This window comes from Streptomyces sp. NPDC025784, from assembly GCF_055558435.1.
This window is the reverse complement of the sequence record NZ_JBVHMN010000002.1, coordinates 558,753-582,942: the sequence shown is the minus strand read 5'-3', so window position 1 is coordinate 582,942 and position 24,190 is coordinate 558,753. Positions and strand designations below refer to the sequence as shown.

The 24,190-nt window shown below is 71.7% G+C and carries 20 protein-coding genes; 14 read left to right on the top strand and 6 right to left on the bottom strand.

Annotation, left to right across the window (positions count from 1 at the left end):
- Positions 1-177 precede the first annotated feature (177 nt).
- Positions 178-1,095 carry a quinone oxidoreductase family protein gene (locus ACZ4IF_RS08595; protein ID WP_467560804.1) on the bottom strand — a complete coding sequence of 306 codons (918 nt, stop codon included), beginning with the start codon at positions 1,093-1,095 and terminating at the stop codon, positions 178-180.
- A gap of 121 nt (positions 1,096-1,216) precedes the next feature.
- Here ACZ4IF_RS08595 and ACZ4IF_RS08590 point away from each other — a divergent pair, with 121 nt between their 5' ends.
- Positions 1,217-1,651 carry a MarR family winged helix-turn-helix transcriptional regulator gene (locus ACZ4IF_RS08590; RefSeq protein WP_467560802.1) on the top strand — a complete coding sequence of 145 codons (435 nt, stop codon included), beginning with the start codon at positions 1,217-1,219 and terminating at the stop codon, positions 1,649-1,651.
- A 19-nt stretch (positions 1,652-1,670) separates the two neighbouring features.
- Positions 1,671-2,213, top strand: a complete 543-nt coding sequence (locus ACZ4IF_RS08585) for an isochorismatase family protein (RefSeq protein WP_467560800.1) — start codon at positions 1,671-1,673, stop codon at positions 2,211-2,213.
- 239 nt (positions 2,214-2,452) lie between these two features.
- Here the strand turns inward: ACZ4IF_RS08585 and fdhD are convergent, their stop codons facing one another.
- The 5 genes from fdhD to ACZ4IF_RS08560 all read right to left on the bottom strand — a co-directional run bounded on the left by fdhD (position 2,453) and on the right by ACZ4IF_RS08560 (position 8,949).
- Complete coding sequence (gene fdhD / locus ACZ4IF_RS08580) at positions 2,453-3,301, bottom strand: formate dehydrogenase accessory sulfurtransferase FdhD (RefSeq protein ID WP_467560798.1); 849 nt, start codon at positions 3,299-3,301, stop codon at positions 2,453-2,455.
- 7 nt (positions 3,302-3,308) lie between these two features.
- Positions 3,309-4,169 (bottom strand): 2Fe-2S iron-sulfur cluster-binding protein, encoded by an 861-nt coding sequence (locus ACZ4IF_RS08575; protein ID WP_467560796.1) that lies wholly within the window; start codon positions 4,167-4,169, stop codon positions 3,309-3,311.
- 64 nt (positions 4,170-4,233) lie between these two features.
- A complete protein-coding gene (locus ACZ4IF_RS08570; protein ID WP_467560794.1) occupies positions 4,234-6,057 on the bottom strand; it encodes an NADH-ubiquinone oxidoreductase-F iron-sulfur binding region domain-containing protein in 1,824 nt (607 codons plus the stop codon).
- Positions 6,058-6,061: 4 nt separating this feature from the next.
- Positions 6,062-7,981: a molybdopterin oxidoreductase family protein gene (locus ACZ4IF_RS08565; protein WP_467560792.1), complete on the bottom strand. Its 1,920-nt coding sequence runs from the start codon at positions 7,979-7,981 to the stop codon at positions 6,062-6,064.
- Positions 7,978-8,949, bottom strand: a complete 972-nt coding sequence (locus ACZ4IF_RS08560) for a 2-dehydropantoate 2-reductase (RefSeq protein WP_359504069.1) — start codon at positions 8,947-8,949, stop codon at positions 7,978-7,980. The genes ACZ4IF_RS08565 and ACZ4IF_RS08560 overlap by 4 nt, the downstream gene beginning before the upstream one ends.
- Before the next feature lie 355 nt (positions 8,950-9,304).
- Here ACZ4IF_RS08560 and ACZ4IF_RS08555 point away from each other — a divergent pair, with 355 nt between their 5' ends.
- The 12 genes from ACZ4IF_RS08555 to ACZ4IF_RS08500 all read left to right on the top strand — a co-directional run bounded on the left by ACZ4IF_RS08555 (position 9,305) and on the right by ACZ4IF_RS08500 (position 24,182).
- Positions 9,305-9,688 carry a hypothetical protein gene (locus ACZ4IF_RS08555; RefSeq protein ID WP_467560789.1) on the top strand — a complete coding sequence of 128 codons (384 nt, stop codon included), beginning with the start codon at positions 9,305-9,307 and terminating at the stop codon, positions 9,686-9,688.
- A 309-nt stretch (positions 9,689-9,997) separates the two neighbouring features.
- On the top strand, positions 9,998-11,332 hold the full coding sequence (locus ACZ4IF_RS08550; protein ID WP_467560787.1) for an OFA family MFS transporter: 1,335 nt from the start codon (positions 9,998-10,000) through the stop codon (positions 11,330-11,332).
- Positions 11,298-11,435, top strand: a complete 138-nt coding sequence (locus ACZ4IF_RS08545) for an MFS transporter small subunit (protein ID WP_467560785.1) — start codon at positions 11,298-11,300, stop codon at positions 11,433-11,435. Before ACZ4IF_RS08550 ends, ACZ4IF_RS08545 begins: the two co-directional genes overlap by 35 nt.
- A 183-nt stretch (positions 11,436-11,618) precedes the next feature.
- Positions 11,619-12,557 carry a beta-ketoacyl-ACP synthase III gene (locus tag ACZ4IF_RS08540; RefSeq protein WP_467560783.1) on the top strand — a complete coding sequence of 313 codons (939 nt, stop codon included), beginning with the start codon at positions 11,619-11,621 and terminating at the stop codon, positions 12,555-12,557.
- A 187-nt stretch (positions 12,558-12,744) separates the two neighbouring features.
- Positions 12,745-13,419 (top strand): GntR family transcriptional regulator, encoded by a 675-nt coding sequence (locus ACZ4IF_RS08535; RefSeq protein ID WP_028801785.1) that lies wholly within the window; start codon positions 12,745-12,747, stop codon positions 13,417-13,419.
- Positions 13,420-14,026: 607 nt separating this feature from the next.
- Positions 14,027-15,208: an ROK family transcriptional regulator gene (locus ACZ4IF_RS08530; protein ID WP_467560781.1), complete on the top strand. Its 1,182-nt coding sequence runs from the start codon at positions 14,027-14,029 to the stop codon at positions 15,206-15,208.
- Between the two features lie 146 nt (positions 15,209-15,354).
- Positions 15,355-16,866 (top strand): sugar ABC transporter ATP-binding protein, encoded by a 1,512-nt coding sequence (locus tag ACZ4IF_RS08525; RefSeq protein WP_467560779.1) that lies wholly within the window; start codon positions 15,355-15,357, stop codon positions 16,864-16,866.
- Entirely contained in the window at positions 16,863-17,885 is a 1,023-nt protein-coding gene (locus ACZ4IF_RS08520; protein ID WP_467560777.1) for an ABC transporter permease, read from the top strand. Before ACZ4IF_RS08525 ends, ACZ4IF_RS08520 begins: the two co-directional genes overlap by 4 nt.
- A 20-nt stretch (positions 17,886-17,905) precedes the next feature.
- The gene (locus ACZ4IF_RS08515; RefSeq protein ID WP_467560775.1) at positions 17,906-18,955 is read left to right on the top strand and encodes a substrate-binding domain-containing protein; all 1,050 of its coding nucleotides are present in this window, start codon (positions 17,906-17,908) and stop codon (positions 18,953-18,955) included.
- A 79-nt stretch (positions 18,956-19,034) separates the two neighbouring features.
- Positions 19,035-20,252, top strand: a complete 1,218-nt coding sequence (locus ACZ4IF_RS08510) for a Gfo/Idh/MocA family protein (protein WP_467560773.1) — start codon at positions 19,035-19,037, stop codon at positions 20,250-20,252.
- Between the two features lie 14 nt (positions 20,253-20,266).
- Positions 20,267-21,271, top strand: coding sequence for a sugar phosphate isomerase/epimerase family protein (locus tag ACZ4IF_RS08505; RefSeq protein WP_467560771.1), 1,005 nt, complete (start codon positions 20,267-20,269; stop codon positions 21,269-21,271).
- Positions 21,272-21,674: 403 nt separating this feature from the next.
- Positions 21,675-24,182 (top strand): PQQ-dependent sugar dehydrogenase, encoded by a 2,508-nt coding sequence (locus ACZ4IF_RS08500; protein ID WP_467560769.1) that lies wholly within the window; start codon positions 21,675-21,677, stop codon positions 24,180-24,182.
- The last annotated feature ends 8 nt before the right edge of the window (positions 24,183-24,190 follow it).

The following is a 24,190-nucleotide window of genomic DNA, read 5'->3' as shown; positions in this document are numbered from 1 at the left end:
CCGCCCCCGCGCGTCCCGCCCCCCGGCCGGGCCCGCCCGCCCCCGCCCCCCCCCCCCGCCCGCCCCGCGCCCCCCCCCCCCCGCCGCCGCCCGCCCCCGCCCCCCCCCCCCCCCCCCCCCCCCCCCCCCACGCCGGTGCGGACGCGGGGCCGCCCCGGTGGCTCCACTCGGTGCAGGTCAGGGGCGCAGGACCACCTTGCCGAGGTTGCCGCGGGACTCGATCGCCGCGTGCGCCGACGCGGCGTCCTCCAGTGCGAACTCCGCGTGCACGGCGGGCCGGAGAGCACCCTGCGTGAACAGTCGCCACAGCTCCTGGCGCCACCGCTCGTACCGCTCGGGATCCTCGCGGGCGACTCTCGCCACCTGAAAGCCGGTCACTGATCTGGCGCCCACCAGCAGGTCGTAGGCGCGCACGGTTCCGCCGCCCGAGCTGTACGCGACGAGGCGTCCGCCCGGGGACAGGGCCCCGATCGCCGGGGTCAGCAGATCCCCGCCGACGGCGTCGAGCGCGTAGTCGACGGGGGCGCCCCAGTCGTCGGTGTCGTAGGTGACCACCTCGTCGGCGCCGAGCGCGCGCACGAACGCCGTCTTGCCGGAACCGGACACCGCTCCGACGACGCGCGAGGCCCCGCGCAGCCGGGCCAGCTGTACCGCCAAATGGCCGATCCCGCTCGCCGCCGCCGTGACGAGTGCCGACTCGCCCGGGTCGGGGCGCGCCGCCTCCAGGGCGCCCAGCGCGACCAGGCCGCTGCGGACGAGCGCCACGGCGTCGACGGCGCTCGCGCCGTCGGGTATGGGCGAGGCCATGGACTTGTGCAGGAGGGCGAGATCGGCGTAGGCGTGCCCGAAGCCGAGCCCGGTGACGCGGTCGCCCGTCCGGAAGCGTGTGACGCCCTCGCCGACGGCGACCACTTCGCCGGCGACCTCGCCGCCGAGCCGGATCGGCTCGGCCGCCTCGGTCACCTTGCGCACCACCGGCAGGGTCACCCCGATGGCCTCGGAGCGCACCAGCAGTTCGCCCGGTCCGGCGACGGGCTCAGGGACCTCCTCCAGGAACAGCGGGCCACCGGTGTGCTCGTAGCGGACGCGACGCATCGCACCTCCAGGGATCGGAGCGGTCGTGGGACACCGAGGAGCACCCACGAATCGTTGGGAGTCCCAACGGTATAGTGACATTCGTTGGGAAGTCCAATGGCTTTGTCGCTAGCCTGGCCGTATGTCCGCTCCCCTGCCCGCGATCCGCGCGCTTCCCAGCTGGCTCCTCGGTCGTGCCGCCGCCCGTGGCCGCGCCCTCGTCGCGGAGGCACTGGCCGCCGAAGGCATGAAGATGTGGCACCACGTGGTGCTGTCCGCCGTCGCCGACCTCGGCCCCGTCGCCCAGGCCGAGCTCGGCCGCTCGATCGGCCTCGACCCCAAGGACCTGGTCGGTGTCCTGAACGACCTTCAGAAAGCCGGCCTGGTCCTCCGGGCGCCCGACCCCGGGGACCGCCGCAAGAACGCGGTCTCCCTCACCGCCGAGGGCGAGCGGGTGCTCCGCAGCTGCGAGACGGCGGCCCTGGAGGCCAACGACGTCCTGATGGCCCCCTTGTCCGCGTCCGAACGAGAGCAGTTCATGGGCCTGTTGATCCGGATTTCCGGTACGGACGGGTGACGCGGGCTAACGTTCCGTCATGACCGCACCCGAAGCCGAACCCCGTCTCGCCCTCGACCCGGCGCGCACCGCCCTCGTCCTCGTCGACCTGATGGACCGCATCGTGGCGCTGCCCCTGGAACCCCACAAGGGCACCGACGTGCTCACCACGTCCGAGGAAATGGCGACCACCTTCCGCGCGGTGGGGGCACCCGTCGTGCTGATCCGCGTCGAGCGGCCCGGGGTCCCCGAACAGCCGCCGGGCAGCGGACTCGTGGCGGGCCTCGCGGCACCGGGCGACATCGAGATCGTGAAGCGGACCATCGGCGGCTTCCAGGGCACCGGCCTCGACGACCGGCTGCGGGCCCACGGCGTCTCCACGCTGGTGTTCGGGGGCATCGCGACCAACCTCGGTGTCGAGTCGACCGCCCGGGCCGCCGGAGACCTCGGCTACGACCTCGTCTTCGTCGAGGACGCGATGGCCGCGTTCACCGCCCCCGAGCACGACGCCTCCGTCCGTCTCGACTTCCCGCGCCTCGGCACGGTCGTGAAGGCGGCCGAGGTCCGCTTCACGAAGAGCTGAGGCCCGGGGGGCGGGGGGAGAGAGAGCCTCCCGGCACCGGGGGCCCCTGCAGTGTGGACGGCACGGGCCCTGGGGTGTGGACGCCCCGGCCCCCGCGGCTCGGACGCCCCGGGCTTTCCGGTGCGGGGCGCGAAAGTGATGGGCCCCTCGACGCGGCGGCGCGGGAAAGACGGGGCCCCTCCGGCGCAGGGGGCGCTCCCCGCCGTTCGGGGCCCCGCCGCCGTGTCGCGGGGAGCCGGTCAGCCCTGGGCGACCGCGGCCCGCAGGGCGATGCGGTGCTCGCCCGCGTACACGTTCATGGAGGGGCCGCGCAGGAAGCCGACCAGGGTCAGGCCCGACTCCGCGGCCAGGTCGACCGCCAGGGACGACGGCGCCGACACCGCCGCGAGCACCGGAATGCCCGCCATCACCGCCTTCTGCGCCAGCTCGAACGACGCCCGTCCCGAGACCAGCAGGACCGTCCGGGACAGCGGCAGCGAGCCGCTCTGCAGGGCGCGCCCCACCAGCTTGTCGACCGCGTTGTGCCGGCCGACGTCCTCGCGCACGTCGAGCAGCTCGCCCTCCGGCGAGAACAGCGCCGCCGCGTGCAGGCCCCCGGTCCGGTCGAAGACCCGCTGCGCCGCCCGCAGCCGGTCGGGGAGGCTCGCGAGCAGCTCGGGCTCCAGCCGCACCGGGGGAGTGTCGTCGATCGTCCAGCGGGCCGTCGTGCGGACGGCGTCGAGGCTGGCCTTGCCGCACAGGCCGCAGGAGGACGTCGTGTACACGTTCCGTTCGAGCGTGATGTCCGGGAGGACGACGCCGGGCGCCGTCCGCACGTCGACCACGTTGTAGCTGTTGGAGCCGTCCACGGTCGCGCCCGCGCAGTACACGATGTTCTGCAGCTCGTCCGCGCCGCCCAGCACCCCCTCGCTGACGAGAAAGCCCGCCGCCAGGGCGAAGTCGTCGCCCGGGGTGCGCATGGTGATGGCGAGCGGCTTGCCGTTGAGGCGGATCTCCAGGGGTTCCTCCGCCACGAGGGTGTCCGGGCGGGTGCTCACGGCCCCGTCCCGGATGCGGATCACCTTGCGTCGTTCCGTGACTCGTCCCATGTCCTGATCAGTCCCGGTTCTGTACGTGCTGGTAGCCGAAGCGGCCCTTGATGCAGAGGTTGCCGTGGGTCACCGGGTTGTCGTGCGGGGAGGTGACCTTCACGATCTCATTGTCCTGCACGTGCAGGGTGAGGTTGCAGCCCACTCCGCAGTAGGCGCACACCGTGGTCGTCTCGGTCTGCGCCGACTCGTCCCACGTACCCGCCGCGCGCATGTCGAACTCCGACTTGAAGGAGAGCGCTCCCGTGGGGCACACCTCGATGCAGTTGCCGCAGTACACGCAGGCCGAATCCGTGAGCGGCGCATCGTGCTCCACGGCGATCCGGGCGTCGAAGCCGCGACCGGCGACGGAGATGGCGAAGGTGTTCTGCCACTGGTCGCCGCAGGCGTCCACGCACTTGTAGCAGAGGATGCACTTGTCGTAGTCCCGGACGTACAGGTCGTTGTCGACCTTCGGTTCCTCGTTCACCCGGGCGGCGTCCGGGCCGAAGCGGTCCGGCTTCGCCTCGTACTCCTTGATCCATTCGGCGGCCCGCGGAGTCGTCGACAGGTCGACCGAGGAGGCGAGCAGTTCCAGGACCACCTTGCGGCTGTGCCGGGCGCGCTCGGTGTCCGTGCGCACCTCCATCCCCGCCTCCGCCCGGCGCGAGCAGGCCGGGACGAGCGTGCGGGCGCCCTCCACCTCGACGACGCACACCCGGCACGCGTTCTTGGGTTCCAGGGTGTCGCCCTGGCACAGCGTCGGTACGTCCTTGCCCGCGGCCCGGCAGGCGTCGAGGATCGTCGAGCCCTCCGGCACCCGGGCCTCCTGCCCGTCCAGGGTGAACTCGATCAGCCGGCGGGGCACTCCCAGCGGTACCAGGGTCATGCGGCGGCCTCCGTCCGGTCGACTGCGGTCATCATCCGGGCGACCCCCGTCCGGTCGATTGCGGTCATTCGTACGCCCCCAGACGGTCGATGGCGGATTCCACGGCGTTCCACGCGGTCTGTCCCAGACCGCAGATCGAGGCGTCCCGCATGGCGCGGCCCACCTCGCGCAGCAGGGCGATGTCGTCGGCGGCGGCCGCTCCGGTGCGCTCCGCGATCCGGTGCAGCGCCTCCTCCTGGCGTACGGTCCCCACCCGGCAGGGCACGCACTGCCCGCACGACTCGTCACGGAAGAACTCGGCGATCCGCAGCAGCAGCCGGGGCAGCGGGACCGTGTCGTCGAACGCCATGACCACACCCGAGCCGAGGGTGGTGCCCGCCTCCCGGGTGCCTTCGAAGGTGAGCGGGATGTCGAGCTCGTCGGGCCGTACGAAGCCGCCAGCCGCACCGCCCAGCAGGACCGCCCGCAGCCGCTCGCGCACCCCCGCCCGTTCGAGCAGCTCGCCCAGCGTGGCACCGAACGGCAGTTCGTAGACGCCGGGCCGGTCCACGCTGCCCGACACGCAGTACAGCTTCGGGCCCGTGGAGCCGGCCGTGCCGATCGCCGCGTACGCGGGAGCCCCCATCGTGAGGACGGGCAGCACGTTCACCAGCGTCTCGACGTTGTTCTCCACCGTCGGCTTGCCGAACAGCCCCTTCTCCACCGGGAACGGCGGCTTCGACCGGGGCTCTCCCCGGTAGCCCTCGATCGAGTTGAACAGGGCGGTCTCCTCACCACAGATGTACGCGCCCGCGCCCCGCCGGATCTCGATGTCGAAGGCGTAGCCCTGACCGAGGACGTCGTCTCCGAGCAGACCCCGGGCGCGTGCCTGCCCGATGGCGTGCTCCATCCGGCGCAGCGCGCGCGGGTACTCGCCACGCAGGTACAGATAACCCTGGTGCGCGCCGACCGCGTACGCCGCGACGGTCATCGCCTCCACGAGCGCGTACGGGTCGCCCTCCATGAGCACCCGGTCCTTGAAGGTGCCGGGCTCGGACTCGTCCGCGTTGCACACCAGGTAGTGCGGATGGTCGGGCTGGGACGCCGTGGCCTGCCACTTGCGGCCGGTGGGGAAGGCGGCGCCGCCGCGCCCGACCAGGCCCGCGTCGGTCACCTCGCGGATCACCGCGGCGGGGCCGATCGCGAACGCCCGGCGCAGCGCGGAGTATCCGCCGTGCGCCCGGTAGTCGTCGAGGTCGGCCGGGTCCACCACACCGACCCGGCTCAGAAGCACCAGTGACGGGTCGCCCGCCTGGGGGACGGCCATGACCGCGGGCGGTTCGTCCTCCGCCGAGCCGGGCGCGCCGCCCGCGGCCACCGCCCGTTCGACGGTGGCCGGCGCCGACACCGCCGTGCGGACCGGGTCCCCGGCCCTGATCGCGAGCGCGGCCGGAGCGCGCTCGCACAGGCCGAGGCAGGGACTGCGCTCCACCGCGACACCGCTGCCGGCGCCGAGCCGGGCCTCGACCCCGGCGCACAGGTCCGCGGCGCCGGCCGCCGCGCACGCGAGGTCCGTGCACACGTGCAGCACGGTCGCGGGCCGCGGACGCACCGAGAACATCGCGTAGAACGTCGCGACCCCGTACGCCTCCGCGGGCGGCACGGTCAGCCGGCGGCACAGGTAGTCGAGCGCGCCCTCGCTGATCCAGCCGATCCGGTCGTTCAGGGCGTGCAGCCCCGGCAACAGCAGGTCGCGGCGCTCCCTGGCCTCCCGGCCGCCACGCGCCCACCTCAGATCGACGTCGCTGCGGTCGGCGCCCTCCCACGAGGACTGCGGAGGGCCGAGCAGCGCGTCGACCGCCGCCCGTTCCTCGTCCGTCGGCTTGCTGTCGCCGAAGTGCAGGTCCACCACGTCACCTCACTTGAATCGGGGCCGGCAGCTTCTCGATCCGGATCGCCGAGGCCTTGAACTCCGCGGTGCCGGCGATCGGGCAGTTCGCCTCGATCGTCAGCTGGTTGGTGTCCACCTCGTCGGGGAAATGCATGGTCATGAAGGCGAGGCCGGGCCGCAGCGCGGTGTCGATCCACACCGGTGCCAGCACCGTCCCGCGGCGCGAGGAGACCCGGACCTCCTCGCCCACCACGACCCCGTAGCGCTCGGCGTCCTCCGGGCACAGCTCCACGTACTCGCCGCGCCGCAGAGGTGAGGCGAAACCACCGCTCTGCACACCGGTGTTGTACGAGTCGAGCCGTCGCCCGGTGGTGAGCCGGATCGGGTACTCCTCGTCCGTCAGGTCCACCGGCGGGTCGTGCTGCACCAGCCCGAACGGTGCGAGGCGCCCGCGGTCGGCCGGGTCGGACGCCCACAACCGGCCGTGCAGATAGGTCGGTTCGAGCCGCGCGACGTCCGGGCAGGGCCACTGGATGCCCTGGTGCTCCTCCAGCCGCTCGTACGTCATCCCGTAGTGGTCCGGCGACACCGACCGCAGTTCGTTCCAGACGGCCTCCGCGTCGGCGTACTTCCAGTCGTGCCCCAGGCGGGCGGCGAGGTCGCAGATGATGTCGATGTCCTCGCGGGCCTCACCGGGCGGGGTGACCGCCGCGCGGACCCGCTGGACCCGCCGCTCGCTGTTGGTGGTCGTGCCGTCGGTCTCCGCCCATCCGGCGGTCGCGGGCAGCACCACGTCCGCCAACTGGGCCGTCTTCGTGAGGAAGATGTCCTGGACGACGAGGAAGTCGAGGGCGCCCAGCCGGCGCACCGCCTGTTCGCTGTCGGCCTCCGACTGCGCGGGGTTCTCGCCGATGCAGTAGACGGCCCTGAGCGTGCGCTCCTCCATCGCCTCGAACATCTCCGTCAGGTTCAGCCCGTAGTGCGGCTGGATGACGGTGTCCCAGGCGGTCTCGAACTTCAGCCGCGTCGGCGGGTCCAGGATGTCCTGGAAGCCGGGCAGCCGGTTGGGGATGGCGCCCATGTCGCCGCCGCCCTGCACGTTGTTCTGACCGCGCAGCGGCTGGAGCCCGGAGCCGTACCGGCCCACGTGCCCGGTCAGCAGCGACAGGTTGATCAGCGCGCGTACGTTGTCCGTGCCGTTGTGGTGCTCGGTGATGCCGAGCGTCCAGCACAGTTGGGCCCGCTCGGCGCGGGCGTAGGCGTGCGCCAACTCCTTTATGGCCGCCGCCGGTACACCGGTCACCTTCTCGGCGAGCGACAGCGTCCACGGCTCGACGAGTTGCCGGTACTCCTCGAAGCCGCTCGTCGCCCGCTCGACGAAGGCCCGGTTGGCGAGGCCGGCGTGGATGATCTCCCGGCCGATCGCGTGCGCCATCGGGATGTCCGTGCCCACGTTCAGCCCGAGCCAGCTCTCCGCCCACTCGGCCGTCGAGGTGCGGCGCGGGTCGACCGCGAACATGCGGGCACCGTTCCGGATCCCCCTCAGGACGTGCTGGAAGAAGATCGGGTGCGCGAACCGTGCGTTGGAGCCCCACATCACGATGAGGTCGGTGTGCTCGACCTCCTCGTACGACGACGTCCCGCCGCCCGAACCGAAGGCCGCCGAGAGCCCGGCGACACTCGGAGCGTGACAGGTGCGGTTGCAGGAGTCCACGTTGTTGGTGCCCATGACGACCCGGGCGAACTTCTGCGCCACATAGTTCATCTCGTTGGTCGCGCGGGCGCAGGAGAACATGCCGAAGGCGCCGCGTGCGGCCCCCAGTCCTGCGGCCGCGCGGGTCAGTGCCTCGTCCCAGGTGGCCCGCCGGAAGGGTTCGTCGCGTGACTCCCTCACCAGCGGATGGGTGAGCCGGGCATATGTCTTCGGCTGTCGTTTCCTCATGCGGCGGTCCTCAATGCGAGCAGGTCCGAAATGGCGTGGACGGTGCGGAGCGTGGGCACCGGGACGTCGGTGATCTCCGCCAACTCGACGACGGCCGCGAGGAGTACGTCGAGTTCGAGCGGCTTGCCGCGCTCCAGGTCCTGGAGCGTGGACGTGCGGTGGTCGCCCACCCGCTCGGCGCCGGCGAGGCGCCGTTCGATGGAGACGCCGACCTTGCAGCCGAGGGCCTCGGCGACCGCGAGCGTCTCGGTCATCATGATCTCGATGACCTTGCGGGTGCCGCCGTGCAGGCACATCTGCCGCATCGTGGCGCGGGCCAGTGCGCTGATCGGGTTGAAGGAGATGTTGCCCAGCAGCTTGAGCCAGATGTCGTTGCGCAGGTCCTGCTCGACGGGGCACTTGAGACCGCCCGCCTGCATGGCCTCGCTGAACGCCGTGCACCGGCCGGAGACCGACCGGTCGGGCTCGCCGATGGAGAACCGGGTGCCTTCGAGGTGGCGTACGACGCCCGGGCCCGCCAGCTCTGTCGCCGCGTACACCACGCAGCCGATGGCCCGTTCGGGCGCCAGCACCGCACTGACCGCGCCGCCGGGGTCCACGCTCTCGACGCGGTGGCCGTCGTGCGGGCCGCCGTGCCGGTGGAAGTACCACCAGGGGATGCCGTTCTGGGCGGCGATGACCGCCGTGGTGTCGTGCAGCAGCGGCTCGATCAGCGGCCCGCACGCCGCGTACGAGTTCGCCTTCAGGCCCAGCAGGACGTAGTCGACCGGACCCACCTGGGCCGGGTCGTCGGTGGCGTGGGCGCGCGCGGTGAAGTCGCCGCGCGGGCTCAGGACTTGGACTCCGTGCTGCCTCATGGCCGCGAGGTGCGGTCCACGGGCGATGAGATGCACGTCGGCGCCCGCACGGTGCAGCGCGGCGCCGACGTAGGCGCCGATCGCACCGGCGCCGAGAACTGCGACTTTCACGGTGGCTCGCTCCGTTCGGTCGAGGGTACCGAGGAACTGCCGAACTCTGTCGACGAAATATTGTCTACAGTATGGAGGTTGGGGCAGCAAGACTTCGCGCAGCACCTGGGCAGGACTTGGCCGAGGGGCCAAGGGCGGGGTGGCCGGGCGTGGTTCGGGCGGTGCGCGGTGCGGTGGCGAGGGGATCGCGACTTTCGGAGGCGCCCGGGCCATGACGGTGGTGCCTGCGCCCTGGGGCGGCGGAGCTGGGCGCGGGTCCGCCCCACATCTCAAGATCGTCACATCGCTTGGTGCGAGGTGCGGGCGACGGCACACTGTCCGGGTGCGATCACTGAGGGCCCTTGGGAGTGTCGCGGTGCTTCTGTCCGTGACGGGATGCGGCGCCGCGGGCGCCCGGGTCGGCGCCACCGATGGTGACGTCGCGAGCCCGGTGCCGCGCGACGCCACGACAGTGGGGGCCCACGACGCCACGAGCCCGGCACCGCGTGACGCCACCAGCCCCGTCCCCCGCGTGCCGGTGAAGACGCCCGAGGCGCAACCCTCCATGGACCCCGCTTCGATCACCGTGCTGGTCACCTTCGTCGGCGGTCCCGCCGACGGCCGTACGCGACCGCTGCCCCTCACGGTCGTGCGCGACGGGATCACCGTCCTCGGGACGCACTACGAGCCGGCCGGCACGACCCAACCCGAAGTGATCGACACCGCCGAGGGGCCGGCCCAGGTGTTCCGCCCCAGTTGAGCCGCCGTCTTTCCGGGTCGTCCGTCCCGTCATGGGCACTTCGTCCGGAACCCGGGGAACGGGCGTCCGCGACGAGGTGACGACCATCGCGAACGGGCGTCCGCCGCGAGGCATGCCGGTGACGTTCCGCCGCGCTGATCGGGCCGCATGCGCGGGGAGCGAGCGGGGGCGGGATCCGGCCGGGCGGAAGCCGTTCGTCCGGCGCGGACGACCGCTCGTCGCGCGTGGCATACCGCTCACCGCATACGGTCGACCGATTCACGCCGCGCGGGTTCCCAACTCCGGTACCGCTTTCTATCGTCCCGGATCATGAGTCCCCCTGTCGCACCGCCCGGCTGGAGCCGCTGGCTCGTCCCGCCGGCCGCACTGTCGGTCCACCTCTCCATCGGCCAGGCGTACGCCTGGAGCGTCTTCAAGCCGCCACTCGAATCCGCGCTCGGCCTCAGCGGCACCCAGAGCGCGCTCCCCTTCCAGCTCGGCATCGTCATGCTCGGCCTGTCGGCCGCGTTCGGCGGCACGCTCGTCGAGCGCAACGGGCCGCGCTGGGCCATGACGGTCGCCCTCGTCTGCTTCTCCTCCGGGTTCCTGATCTCGGCGCTGGGCGCCGCCACCGAGCAGTACTGGCTGATCGTGCTCGGCTACGGCTTCGTCGGCGGGATCGGCCTCGGCATCGGCTACATCTCACCCGTCTCGACCCTGATCAAGTGGTTCCCGGACCGGCCCGGCATGGCCACCGGCATCGCCATCATGGGTTTCGGCGGCGGCGCGCTGATCGCCTCGCCGTGGTCCACGCAGATGCTCAAGTCGTTCGGCTCCGACTCCTCCGGGATCGCGCTCGCCTTCCTCGTGCACGGGCTGACGTACGCCGTCTTCATGTCCCTCGGCGTGCTGCTGGTGCGGGTCCCGCGCGGTGAGAAGCCCACCACGTCCGGTCCGAGCGCGCTCGACGGCGTGCAGGTCTCGGCCCGCAACGCGGTGCGCACCCCGCAGTTCTGGTGCCTGTGGCTCGTGCTGTGCATGAACGTGACCGCCGGCATCGGCATCCTGGAGAAGGCCGCCCCGATGATCACGGACTTCTTCGCGGACACGTCCACCCCGGTGTCCGCGTCCGCGGCCGCCGGATTCGTCGCCCTGCTCTCGGCGGCGAACATGGCGGGCCGCATCGGCTGGTCCTCGACGTCCGACCTCATCGGGCGCAAGAACATCTACCGTGTCTACCTCGGCGTGGGAGCGCTGATGTACGCGCTCATCGCCTGGTACGGGGACTCGTCGAAGCCGCTGTTCATCCTCTGCGCCCTGGTGATCCTCTCCTTCTACGGCGGCGGCTTCGCGACCGTCCCCGCCTACCTGAAGGATCTCTTCGGCACCTACCAGGTCGGGGCGATCCACGGCCGGCTGCTCACCGCGTGGTCCACTGCGGGTGTCCTCGGCCCGCTGATCGTCAACTGGATCGCGGACCGCCAGGAGGAGGCCGGCAAGCACGGCTCCTCGCTCTACGGCACCTCGTTCCTGATCATGATCGGGCTGCTGGCCGTCGGCTTCGTCGCCAACGAACTGGTCCGCCCCGTGCACGCCCGCCATCACATCCCCGCACCGAGGGAGGCCGCCGATGACGACTCCGTCCAGCCCCAGCAGTCCGCCTAGCCGCCGCGCGCTGATCGCCCTCGCCTGGCTGTGGGTGGGGATCCCGTTCGGCTACGGGCTGTACGAACTGGCCCAGAAGGCGACCCAGCTGTTCACGGGATGACCGCCGGACCCCCTGTCGGCCGGTGACCCTGTGGGGGGCCGTCGGCACCGACGCCGTGCGGGAGTGCTGACAGAAGCCGACAAGCCTGGCGCCGCATTCCTGTGGCATCACCTGCCCTCGTACCCGTGAGTCACTGATCAGACTGGTGGATCCCGCTACCCAAGGCAACGAGGGGGACCACCCATGAACGGCTCACGGATCGCCGCCGTCGGCCACTACCAGCCCGCCAAGGTGCTCACCAACGAGGACCTGGCGGGCATGGTCGACACCAGCGACGAGTGGATCAGGAGCCGGGTGGGCATCCGCACCCGCCATGTCGCGGGCCCCGACGAGCCGGTCGACGAGCTGGCCGCGCACGCCGCGGCCAAGGCGCTCGCGGCGGCCGGCCTGACCCCCGGCGACATCGACCTGGTCCTCGTCGCCACGTCCACGGCCGTCGACCGCTCCCCGAACATGGCGGCCCGCGTCGCCGCCCGCCTCGGCGTGCCGTCCCCGGCCGCCATGGACGTGAACGTCGTCTGCGCCGGCTTCACGCACGCCCTCGCCACCGCCGACCACGCCGTGCGCGCCGGTGCCGCGACACGCGCCCTGGTCATCGGCGCCGACAAGATGACCGACGTGACGGACTGGACCGACCGTACGACGTGCGTGCTGGTCGGGGACGGTGCCGGTGCCGCGGTCGTCGAGGCCTCCGACGAGGGCGGCATCGGGCCGGTGCTGTGGGGATCGGTGCCCGAGATGGGGCACGCGGTACGCATCGAGGGCACGCCCGCCCGGTTCGCCCAGGAGGGACAGAGCGTCTACCGCTGGGCCACCACCCAGCTGCCGCCGATCGCCCGGAAGGCGTGCGAGCGGGCCGGTCTCGCCCCGCAGGACCTCGCCGGAGTCGTCCTGCACCAGGCGAACCTGCGCATCATCGAGCCCCTCGCCGAGAAGATCGGCGCCGTGAACGCGGTCGTCGCGCGCGACGTCACCGACTCCGGCAACACCTCCGCCGCGAGCATTCCGCTCGCCTTCTCCAAGCTCGTCGAACGCGGCGAGATCCGCAGCGGCGATCCGGTTCTGCTCTTCGGGTTCGGCGGAAACCTGTCGTACGCCGGGCAGGTCGTGCGCTGCCCCTGACGTGCACGTACATCCCGGTGTGACGAGTCCAACTCCCGTTCTCCCTGGCCATTGTGCGCCGTAGACTGTAGACGAAAGACAATTCATACTGGCTTTCCGGTGGCGTCGGCTCCCGAGCGGCTCCGGCCGACCGGTGGCACCGGCTTTCGGCTGCCGCACCCGCCGCTGCCTCAGGAGGGGGACCGTGATGTTGTCGACCGGACTGCCGCAAGGGTCCGTGCCCAAGCTGGAACGCCCCGGCCCGTTGCGCGACCGCGTCTACGAGGCGCTGCTCGAACTCATCACCACCCGTGCCCTCCAGCCGGGCCAGCACCTGGTCGAGAGCGAACTCGCCGGGCACCTCGGGGTCTCCCGCCAGCCGGTGCGCGAGGCGTTGCAGCGGCTGAACACCGAGGGGTGGGTCGATCTGCGCCCCGCCCAGGGCGCGTTCGTGCACGAGCCGACGGAGGAGGAGGCCGACCAACTCCTCACCGTGCGTACGCTGCTGGAGGCCGAGGCGGCCCGCCTCGCCGCCGCCAACGCCGGGAGCGCCGGGATCGCCGCCCTGGAGGAGCTGTGCGCCGAGGGCGAGCGCGCGGTCTCCGCGGACGACGTGGACGGCGCGGTCGCGATGAACGCCCGTTTCCACGCGAAGGTGATGGAGCTCGCCGGCAACACCGTCCTCGCCGAGCTGGCCGCGCAGGTCGACCGGCGTGTCCGCTGGTACTACACGCCGGTCGCCCGGCAGCGCGGCCGGCAGTCCTGGATCGAGCACCGTGACCTCATCGCGGCGATCGCGGACCGGGACGAGCCGCGCGCCACTCAGGTCATGCGCGCGCACACGGAGCACACGCGCAAGACGTACCACGAGCGGGAGAAGTAGCTCCGTCCGCCCGGAGGCCGCTCGGAACCCGCCCGCCATCCGCTCGGAAGCCGCCCGGATCCGCTCGGCGCCGCCGGGCCGAGGTCCGCGCCCTCTGGACGGTCGCGCCGCCCGGTCGCGCCGCCCGGCCGTGCCTCCGGCGCGTCCGGCTCCGACAGCCGGGCCCGGCCGCCGAGCCGAGGTTCGCGCGGCGTCCGGCGGCGGCCCGGCCGCCCCAACGGCCCCGCTCCGCCGCCCTGCTGAAAACTGCCGGTGCACCCCCGGCTTCCGCCCTGGCGGCCCCGCGCCGCCCCGGGGGCGTTCCGCGCCGCGTCGCCCCCGTCCGGGCCGTCACGCCCAGGCAGCCCCCAACACCCCTCCCACCAGGCGAAGTTCCCCTGAACGCCCCCTGTCGGGCACCCCGCGGTGCCGGCCAGGAGGCGCGCCCTTGTGCTGCCGGCGGCCCCTGCTTTGTCCTGTCAGTGGAAAAAGTTGAGAGCAATTCGTGCGCGACTTCTTCCCACTCCCGGCAGCCACTGCTACGTTCCCCTCGAAAGCGAGACCGGCGAAGTTGGCCGGAACGCTACGGACGCAGGCCGATTGAGGCGGGGAGGGGCTCGTGAGACGTATGACGGCACGACCTGCCAATGCGCACCAGGCCCGCCTGTTGCGCCTGCTGCGTGACGGAGGGCCCAACTCCCGTGCCCAGCTCGGGGATCAGATCGACCTCTCCCGGTCGAAACTGGCCGTCGAGGTGGAACGGCTCCTGGAGACCGGGCTCGTGGTCGCCGACGGACTCGCCGCATCCCGCGGTGGCCGCCGCTCCCACAACATCAGGCTCGCACCGGCACTGCGCTTCCTCGGCGTCGACATCGGCGCCACCTCGATCGACGTGGCCGTCACCAACGCCGAGCTGGAGGTCCTGGGCCACATCAACCAGCCCATGGACGTCCGCGAGGGTCCGGTCGCGGTCTTCGAACAAGTCCTCGCCATGGCGGCCAAGTTGCGCGCCTCGGGGCTCGCGGAAGGGTTCGACGGCGCCGGCATCGGCGTCCCCGGACCGGTCCGCTTCCCCGAGGGTGTCCCGGTCGCCCCGCCGATCATGCCCGGCTGGGACGGCTTCCCGGTCCGCGAGGCACTCAGCCAGGAACTCGGCTGCCCGGTCATGGTCGACAACGACGTGAACCTGATGGCCATGGGGGAGCAGCACGCGGGCGTCGCACGCTCCGTGGGGGACTTCCTCTGCGTCAAGATCGGTACCGGCATCGGCTGCGGCATCGTCGTCGGCGGCGAGGTCCACCGCGGTGCGACGGGCAGCGCCGGCGACATCGGCCACATCCAGGCCGTACCCGACGGCCGTCCGTGCGCCTGCGGCAACCGGGGCTGCCTGGAGGCACACTTCAGCGGCGCCGCGCTGGCCCGCGATGCCGTCGAGGCGGCCCAACAGGGTCTCTCGGCGGAGCTCGCCGCACGACTGGAGGCGAACGGCGCCCTGAGCGCCGTCGACGTCGCCGCCGCGGCCGCCGCGGGCGACGCCACCGCGCTCGACCTGATCCGCGAGGGCGGCAACCGCACCGGTCAGGTCATCGCCGGCCTGGTCAGCTTCTTCAACCCGGGCCTGGTGGTGATCGGCGGCGGGGTGACGGGCCTCGGCCACACCCTGCTCGCCGCGATCCGCACCCAGGTCTACCGCCAGTCGCTGCCCCTCGCGACCGGCAACCTCCCCATCGTTCTCGGGGAGTTGGGGCCCACCGCCGGAGTCATCGGCGCGGCCCGGCTCATCAGCGACCACCTGTTCTCACCCGCGTAGCCCACCGCACCAGCACGCATCACCGGCCGCACCATCGGCACGTGTCACCAGTACAGCGCCCTACTTCGCCCTGCCCTGTCTGAAAGCGCTTGCCCGCGCACGTCACGCCCTGAAACCGGTCCGCACGCCCGCCAAGGGGAACCGTCATGGCACCAGAACCACCGCTGCTCACCATGTCCGGCATCACCAAGTCGTTCCCCGGAGTCCGGGCCCTCGACGGAGTCGACCTCGACGTCCAGGCCGGCGAAGTGCACTGCCTGCTCGGCCAGAACGGTGCCGGGAAGTCCACCCTCATCAAGGTGCTGGCGGGCGCCCACCAGCCCGACGACGGCACCATCGGCTGGCGCGGCACACCCGTCACCCTCAAGTCCCCGATCGCGGCCATGCGCCTCGGCATCGCCACCATCTACCAGGAACTCGACCTGGTGGAAGGCCTGTCGGTGGCCGAGAACGTCCACCTCGGACACGAACCCACCAGCGCCGGTTTCGTCGTACGGGGAAAGGCGGCACGGGCGTCGACGGCCGCACTGCTCAAACGACTCGGCCACCCGGAGATCGACCCGGCCCGGCTGGTCGGCGACTTGTCGGCGGCACAGCAGCAGATCGTCTCCATGGCGCGGGCCCTGTCCCACGACGTACGGCTCATCGTCATGGACGAACCGTCCGCCGCGCTCGACCCCGACGAGGTCGACAACCTCTTCCGCATCGTCGGCGACCTGACTGCGGAAGGCGTCGCCGTCGTCTACATCTCGCACCGCCTGGAGGAGATCCGTCGTATCGGCGACCGCGTGACCGTCCTGAAGGACGGGCGTGCCGTGGCCGGCGGACTGCCCGCCAAGTCGACCCCGACCAGCGAGGTCGTGGCCCTGATGACGGGCCGCAACGTCGAGTACGTCTTCCCCGACCGGCCCTCCACACGGCCCCCCGGTGACCCCGTCCTCGCGGTCCAAGGACTGGCCCGAGAGGGGGAGTTCGAGTCGCTCGACCTCGATCTGCGCCCCGGCGAGATCGTCGGCCTGGCCGGACTCGTCGGCTCCGGACGCTCCGAGATCCTGGAGACGATCTATGGAGCCCGCAAGCCGACGGCCGGCCGGATCAGCGTCGACGGACGACCCCTGCGCCCCGGCAGCGTGCGCGCGGCCGTCCGGGCCGGACTCGGTCTCGCCCCCGAGGAGCGCAAGGCACAGGCCCTGCTGATGCTGGAGTCCGTCACCCGCAACGTCTCGGTCTCCTCCATGTCCCGCTTCGCACACGGCGGCTGGATCGACCGGCGTGCCGAGCGCGGCGCGGCCCGGGCGGCGACCCGCGAACTGTCGCTGCGCCCCGACAACCCCTCGGTGCCGGTACGGACCCTCTCGGGCGGCAACCAGCAGAAGGCGGTCCTGGCGCGCTGGCTGCTGCGCGGCTGCCGGGTGCTGCTGCTGGACGAACCCACCCGGGGAGTCGACGTCGGAGCCCGCGCCGAGCTGTACGCGGTCATCCGCCGGCTCGCCGACGAGGGCCTCGCCGTCCTGCTGGTCTCCAGCGAAGTCCCCGAGGTGCTGGGACTCGCCGACCGTGTGCTGGTGCTCCGCGAGGGACGCGTCGTGCACACGGCGCCCGCCCAGGAGCTCGACGAACACCGCGTACTCGACCTCGTCATGGAAGGGACATCATGACGCAGCCCGCGTCACCGCCCCGGCCCGGTGAAACCCTGAAGACATCACCGCCGGACGGCATCGCATCATGGCGGACCCTCGCGGCCCGCGCCGACGTCCGCACCCTCTCGCTCCTCGGCGTGCTGGCCGCCCTGGTCGTCATCGGCGGCATCACGAAGCCCGACGAGTTCCTCGACACCCGCAATCTCCAACTCGTCCTCACCCAGGCCTCCGTGATCGGTGTCGTCACCGTCGGCATGACCTTCGTGATCACCTCCGGCGGCATCGACCTGTCGGTCGGCGCGATCGTCGCGCTCTCCTCGGTCTGGGCGACGACCGTCGCCACCCAGGAGTACGGCTTCGCCGGCGTCCTGTTCACCGCGGTGCTCGTCGGCGTCGGCTGCGGTCTGGTCAACGGACTGCTCATCGCCTACGGCGCGATGGTCCCCTTCATCGCGACGCTCGCCATGCTCGCCTCGGCACGCGGCCTGGCCCTCCAGATCACGGACGGCAAGACGCAGATCGTCACCATCGACGGGATCCTGAAACTCGGCGAGCGCGACGCGTACGTGCTCGGCATACCGCCGCTGGTGCTGGTCTTCGCCGTGGTCACCGTCATCGGCTGGCTGATCCTCAACCGCACCACCTTCGGGCGGCGCACGGTCGCCGTCGGCGGCAACGCGGAGGCCGCACGGCTCGCCGGCATCGACGTACGACGCCAGCGCCTGTACCTCTACCTGCTGTCCGGACTGTGCTGCGGCATCGCCGCGTTCCTGCTGATCATCCTGTCCGGGTCCGGCCAGAACACCAACGGCAACCTCTACGAACTCGACGCCATCGCGGCCGCGATCATCGGCGGCACGCTGCTCAGCGGAGGCCGCGGCACCATCACCGGCTCCGTGCTCGGCGTGCTGATCTTCACCACGATCACCAACATCTTCGCGCTGAACAACCTCCAGAGCGACGTCCAGCAGATCGCCAAGGGCGCGATCATCGTCGCCGCGGTCCTGGTCCAGCGGCGCACAGCCAGCACGACCTGACACGAGAAGGGTCCACCGCCATGCCAGAACCCACCCGGCACACCAGCCGCAGAGGACTTCTCTTCGGGACCGCCGCCGCCTCGGCCGGTGCCCTCCTCGTCGGTTGCACCAGCAACGACACCAAGGACGAGAAGCCCGCAGCGAACAGCCAGCCGGCCGCCGACGACAAGCCCGGCAAGCACGTCACCATCGGCTTCGCCGGCCCGCAGGCCGACCACGGCTGGCTCAACGCCATCAACGACAACGCCAAGAGCCGGGCGAAGAAGTACTCGGACGTCACCCTGGAGATCACCGAGGGCTCCAACGACACCGCCGCGCAGATCGGCCAGATCGAGACACTGATCAACAAGAAGGTCGACGTCCTGGTCGTCCTGCCCGCCGACGGCAAGGCCCTCACCCAGGTCGGCCTCAAGGCGATGCGGGCCGGCATCCCCGTCATCAACCTCGACCGGATCTTCAACTCCCCGCAGGCGTACCGCTGCTGGATCGGCGGCGACAACTACGGCATGGGCCTCAACGCCGGCCACTACATCGGCGAGAAGCTCAAGGACAAGAAGGACGCCCGCGTCATCGAGCTCGCCGGGCTCGACAACCTGGAACTGACCAAGCAGCGCACCCAGGGCTTCGACGCCGCCCTCAAGAACTACCCGAACATCAAGAAGGTCGCCCGGCAGGCCGCCGAGTTCACCGTCGAGTCCGGGCAGGCCAAGATGGCTCAACTCCTCCAGGCCCAGTCCAAGTTCGACGCCCTGTGGAACCACGACGACGACCAGGGCGTGGGTGCGCTGCGCGCCATCAAGCAGGCCGGACGCGACGACTTCCTCATGGTCGGCGGAGCCGGGGCGCTCTCCGCCTTCCAGGCCATCGACGCCGACAACAGCGTGCTGAAGGCCACCGTCCTGTACCCGCCGACCATGGCCGCCTCCGCGATCGACCTCGCCCGCGCGCTCGGCCAGAGCAAGGGCATCGGCGGACTGGCCGAGTTCGAGATCCCCGCCTCGCTCACGCTCTACTCGGCCGTCGTCGACAAGGACAACGTCAAGCAGTACATGGCCACCGGCTTCAAGTGAGGCGCCCCGCACCACGGGCCCGGCCCCCGGGCCGGGCCCCCACCCCCCACCGCGCCACGACGACGAGGAGGACATCCGCATGGGACAGCCGCACGAGCCCGACGAGGCAGGGACCGGGTCCGGAAAACCGACCCTGGGCGTCGGCATGGTCGGATACGCGTTCATGGGCGCAGCCCACTCACAGGGCTGGCGCACCGTGGGCCGTGTCTTCGACCTGCCGCGCCGCCCGGTCCTCGCCGCCGTCTGCGGCCGTGACGGGCAGGCCGTGCGGGCCATGGCGGACCGGCACGGCTGGGCGGCGGCCGAGACCGACTGGCGCGCCCTGATCGCCCGGGACGACGTCGACCTCGTCGACATCTGCACCCCCGGCGACAGCCACGCCGAGATCGCCGTCGCCGCACTCGCCGCCGGCAAGCACGTGCTCTGCGAGAAGCCCCTCGCCAACACCGTCGAGGAGGCCGAGACGATGGCCGCCGCCGCGGCCGAGGCCCACGAGCGCGGCCAGATGTCCATGGTCGGCTTCAACTACCGCCGGGTGCCCGCCACTTCGCTGGCCCGTTCCATGGTGGCCGAGGGGCGGCTCGGCACCCTGCGGCACGTCCGGGTGACGTACCTCCAGGACTGGCTCGTGGACCCGGAGTTCCCGCTCACCTGGCGCCTGCGCAAGGAGTACGCCGGTTCGGGGGCGCTCGGCGACCTGGGCGCGCACATCGTGGACCTCGCCCAGTACCTCGCGGGAGAGCCGCTCATCGGGGTCTCCGCGCTCACCGAGACCTTCGTACGCCGGCGCCCGCTGCCGGCCGCGGCGTCGAGCGGGCTGGCCGCCGTGACGGAGACGGGCGGCGTCGGCACCGTCACCGTCGACGACGCCGCCCTGTTCACCGCACGCTTCGCCTCCGGTGCCCTCGCCTCCTTCGAGGCCTCCCGCTTCGCCACCGGGCGCAAGAACTCCCTGCGCATCGAACTCAACGGCGAACACGGCTCGCTGGCCTTCGACCTGGAACGGCTCAACGAACTCTCGTACCACGACCACACCGAACCCGGCACCCACGCGGGCTTCCGCCGCATCCTCGTCACCGAACCCGAACACCCCTACCTGGACGCCTGGTGGCCGCCCGGTCACGGCCTCGGCTACGAGCACACGTTCGTGCACCAGGCCCGCGACCTCGTGCACGCCATCGCCGCGGGCCGCCCCCCGGCCCCGTCCTTCGCCGACGGGCTGCAGGTGCAGCGCGTGCTCGCGGCGGTGGAGGAGAGCGCCGAGAAGAACTCCGTCTACACACCCATTGCGGTCTGAGGAGGCCCCCGGTCATGCCCCGCACGTTCACGCTCTTCACCGGCCAGTGGGCGGACCTGCCCCTCGAGGAGGTCTGCCGCCTCGCCCGCGAGTTCGGCTACGACGGGCTCGAACTCGCCTGCTGGGGGGACCACTTCGAGGTCGACAAGGCCCTCGCGGACCCGGCGTACATCGACTCCCGGCACGCGCTCCTCGACAAGTACGGCCTGAAGTGCTGGGCGATCTCCAACCACCTGGTCGGCCAGGCCGTCTGCGACGCCATCATCGACGAACGCCACCGGGCCATCCTGCCCGCCCGGATCTGGGGCGACGGTGAACCCGAAGGCGTGCGGCAGCGGGCCGCGGCCGAGATGGCCGACACCGCCCGGGCGGCCTCCGCCTTCGGCGTCGACACCGTGATCGGCTTCACCGGTTCCGCGATCTGGCATCTCGTCGCCATGTTCCCGCCCGCACCCGAGTCGATGATCGAGCGCGGCTACGAGGACTTCGCGACCCGCTGGAACCCCATCCTCGACGTGTTCGACGCACAGGGCGTGCGCTTCGCGCACGAGGTCCACCCCAGCGAGATCGCCTACGACTACTGGACCACCCACAAGGCCTTGGCCGCCGTCGGCAACCGGCCGGCCTTCGGCCTGAACTTCGACCCCTCCCACTTCGTGTGGCAGGACCTCGACCCGGTCGGCTTCCTCTACGACTTCCGCGACCGGATCTACCACGTCGACTGCAAGGAGGCCCGCAAACGGCTCGACGGACGCAACGGCCGTCTCGGCTCGCACCTTCCCTGGGGAGACCCGCGGCGCGGCTGGGACTTCGTCTCCGCCGGGCACGGGGACGTCCCCTGGGAGGACGTCTTCCGGATGCTGCGCTCCATCGACTACACCGGCCCCGTCTCGGTCGAGTGGGAGGACGCCGGAATGGACCGGCTCCAGGGAGCCCCCGAAGCCCTGGCGCGCCTGAAGGCGTACGACTTCGAGCCGCCGTCGGCCTCGTTCGACGCGGCGTTCGGCGGCAACGACTAGCCGCGCCGGCCCGCGCGGGGCCGGTACGACCAGGCCGCACCGGCCCACTGCGGAAGGTGTGACCAGGCCGCCGGCCCACCACGGGGCGGCCGGGCCGCATCGCACCGGCCCCGCGCGGGCCGGGAAGAGCCGGCTCGTCCCGGGCCCGGACCGGCCGGGAACGACCAGGCCTTCCGGCCCGCACGGGCCGGAACGAACGGCCGCACCGGCCCCCGCGCGGACCGGAGACGGGCAGGCCGTTCCGGCCCCGTGAGGGACCGGAGTGCCAGGCCCGATCCGGCCCCGCACGGGCCGTGGCAGGCCGACCGGCCCCGCACGGGGCCGCCCAGAGAGTTCCGGGGTGACGGCGCACCCCGGCGTCCCGCACACACCCGTACGACCGGCCCCTTCATGGAGGCATTTCGTGCACCCGAACGTCCGAAGCAGGAAGAACACACGCACCAGAGCGAACAAGAGCCACTCAAGGCGTCCCAGACTGCGCGGGACGCTCGCCCTGCTGAGCGGCGCGCTCCTCGCCGCCGCCTCCCTCACGCTCACGACACCCCCGGCCGGCGCAGCCGTCGCCGACGCGGGGACCGCCGCCGAGGACTTCCAGCAAGTCACCCTCGCCAAGGGCGAGCCCGAGGTCGGCGAACCGATGTCCCTCGCCGTCCTCCCGGACCGCTCCGTCCTGCACACCTCGCGCGACGGCGAACTCCGCCTCACCGACGCGGCAGGCAACACGAAGATCGCGGGCAAGCTCGACGTGTACACCCACGACGAGGAAGGCCTCCAGGGCGTCGGCGTCGACCCCGGCTTCAGCGACAACCGCTTCATCTACCTCTACTACGCCCCGCCTCTGGACACTCCCGCGGGCGACGCGCCGGAGACCGGCACGGCCGCGGACTTCGCCCCCTTCGACGGCGTCAACCGCCTCTCGCGCTTCGTCCTCAAGGCCGACGGAACCCTCGACGCGGCCAGCGAGAAGAAGGTCCTCGACGTCCAGACCTCCCGCGGCATCTGCTGCCACGTCGGCGGCGACATCGACTTCGACGCGGCCGGCAACCTCTACCTGTCGACCGGCGACGACTCCAACCCCTTCCAGTCGGACGGCTTCACGCCCATCGACGAGCGTGCCGACCGCAACCCCGCGTTCGACGCCCAGCGCTCGGCCGGCAACACCAACGACCTGCGCGGCAAGATCCTGCGCATCAAGGTGAACGCCGACGGCTCCTACTCCATCCCCGAGGGCAATCTCTTCGCCCCGGGCACGGACAGGACGCGCCCCGAGATCTACGCGATGGGCTTCCGCAACCCGTTCCGCTTCAGCGTCGACAAGAAGACGGGCATCGTCTACGTCGGTGACTACGGTCCCGACGCGGGCGCCGCCGACCCGGCACGCGGCCCCGGCGGACAGGTCGAGTTCGCACGGGTCACCGAGGCCGGCAACTTCGGCTGGCCCTATTGCACCGGCAAGAACGACGCCTACGTCGACTACGACTTCGGGACCAAGGCCTCCGGCGCGACGTTCGACTGCGCCGCACCGAAGAACAACTCGCCCCACAACACCGGCCTGACCGACCTGCCCCCGGCGCAACCCGCCTGGATCCCGTACGACGGCGCGTCCGTCCCGGAGTTCGGCAGCGGCTCGGAGTCCCCGATGGGCGGCCCGGTCTACCACTACGACGCCTCGCTCGACTCGCCCGTGAAGTTCCCCGAGGCCTACGACGGCAACTTCTTCGCCGGTGAGTTCGGCCGCCGCTGGATCAAGCGGATCGTCGAGGACGGCAATGGCACCGTGCAGTCCATCAACTCCGTACCGTGGACCGGCACCCAGGTGATGGACATGGCGTTCGGACCCGACGGCGCCCTGTACGTCCTGGACTACGGCACCGCCTGGTTCGGCGGCGACGAGAACTCGGGCCTGTACCGCATAGAGAACGCCACCGACGGACACTCGCCCGTGGCGCAGGCCGCGGCCGACCGCACCTCCGGCCAGGCCAAACTCAAGGTGAGCTTCTCCTCGGCCGGTTCGACGGACGCCGACGGCGACGCCCTCACCTACAGCTGGGACTTCGGCGACGGCGGCAAGTCCACCGCCGCGAACCCGACGCACAAGTACGCGAAGAACGGCACCTACACGGCGACCGTGACCGCCAAGGACCCGGGCGGACGCACCGGAAGCGCGAGCGTGCAGATCGTCGTCGGCAACACCGCGCCCAAGGTGACGGTGGAACTGCCCCGCGACGGCGAGCTGTTCAGCTTCGGCGACCCCGTGCCGTTCAAGGTGAAGGTCACCGACCCCGAGGACGGCACCACGATCGACTGCTCGAAGGTGAAGGTCACCTTCATCCTCGGCCACGACAGCCACGGTCACCCGCTCACCTCGGCGAACGGCTGCTCCGGCACCCTCCAGACCAGCGCCGACGGCGGCCATGACGAGGACGCCAACATCTTCGGAGTCCTCGACGCCGAGTACACCGACGGCGGAGGCGGTGGCCAGGCCCCGCTGACCACCCACGACCGCAACGTGCTCCAGCCCAGGCACCGTCAGGCCGAGCACTACAACGACTTCTCCGGTGTCACCCTCCAGTCGAAGACCAGCGCCCACGGCGGCCGCACCGTCGGCGACATCAACAACGGCGACTGGATCTCCTTCACCCCGTACGTCCTCGACAAGGCCACCAAGATCACGGCACGGGTCTCGTCCGCCGGATCCGGCGGCACCCTGCAGGTCCGCGCGGGCTCCCCGACCGGCCGGCTCCTGGGCAGCGCGACCGTGCCCGTGACCGGCAGCTGGGACACCTTCCAGGACGTCACCGCGAACCTCGCGGGCGCACCACGCGGCACCACCACGCTGTACCTCGTCTTCAAGGGGAGCGGCACCGGCGCGCTCTACGACGTGGACGACTTCACCTTCACGACGAGCTGACGGAAGGG

Bases quoted from the DNA above. Each gene is read 5' to 3' on its own strand.
- ACZ4IF_RS08595 (WP_467560804.1), bottom strand. From the start codon at position 1,095: ATGCGTCGCGTCCGCTACGAGCACACCGGTGGCCCGCTGTTCCTGGAG.
- ACZ4IF_RS08590 (WP_467560802.1), top strand. From the start codon at position 1,217: ATGTCCGCTCCCCTGCCCGCGATCCGCGCGCTTCCCAGCTGGCTCCTC.
- ACZ4IF_RS08585 (WP_467560800.1), top strand. From the start codon at position 1,671: ATGACCGCACCCGAAGCCGAACCCCGTCTCGCCCTCGACCCGGCGCGC.
- fdhD (WP_467560798.1), bottom strand. From the start codon at position 3,301: ATGGGACGAGTCACGGAACGACGCAAGGTGATCCGCATCCGGGACGGG.
- ACZ4IF_RS08575 (WP_467560796.1), bottom strand. From the start codon at position 4,169: ATGACCCTGGTACCGCTGGGAGTGCCCCGCCGGCTGATCGAGTTCACC.
- ACZ4IF_RS08565 (WP_467560792.1), bottom strand. From the start codon at position 7,981: ATGAGGAAACGACAGCCGAAGACATATGCCCGGCTCACCCATCCGCTG.
- ACZ4IF_RS08550 (WP_467560787.1), top strand. From the start codon at position 9,998: ATGAGTCCCCCTGTCGCACCGCCCGGCTGGAGCCGCTGGCTCGTCCCG.
- ACZ4IF_RS08545 (WP_467560785.1), top strand. From the start codon at position 11,298: ATGACGACTCCGTCCAGCCCCAGCAGTCCGCCTAGCCGCCGCGCGCTG.
- ACZ4IF_RS08540 (WP_467560783.1), top strand. From the start codon at position 11,619: ATGAACGGCTCACGGATCGCCGCCGTCGGCCACTACCAGCCCGCCAAG.
- ACZ4IF_RS08535 (WP_028801785.1), top strand. From the start codon at position 12,745: ATGTTGTCGACCGGACTGCCGCAAGGGTCCGTGCCCAAGCTGGAACGC.
- ACZ4IF_RS08530 (WP_467560781.1), top strand. From the start codon at position 14,027: ATGACGGCACGACCTGCCAATGCGCACCAGGCCCGCCTGTTGCGCCTG.
- ACZ4IF_RS08525 (WP_467560779.1), top strand. From the start codon at position 15,355: ATGGCACCAGAACCACCGCTGCTCACCATGTCCGGCATCACCAAGTCG.
- ACZ4IF_RS08520 (WP_467560777.1), top strand. From the start codon at position 16,863: ATGACGCAGCCCGCGTCACCGCCCCGGCCCGGTGAAACCCTGAAGACA.
- ACZ4IF_RS08515 (WP_467560775.1), top strand. From the start codon at position 17,906: ATGCCAGAACCCACCCGGCACACCAGCCGCAGAGGACTTCTCTTCGGG.
- ACZ4IF_RS08510 (WP_467560773.1), top strand. From the start codon at position 19,035: ATGGGACAGCCGCACGAGCCCGACGAGGCAGGGACCGGGTCCGGAAAA.
- ACZ4IF_RS08505 (WP_467560771.1), top strand. From the start codon at position 20,267: ATGCCCCGCACGTTCACGCTCTTCACCGGCCAGTGGGCGGACCTGCCC.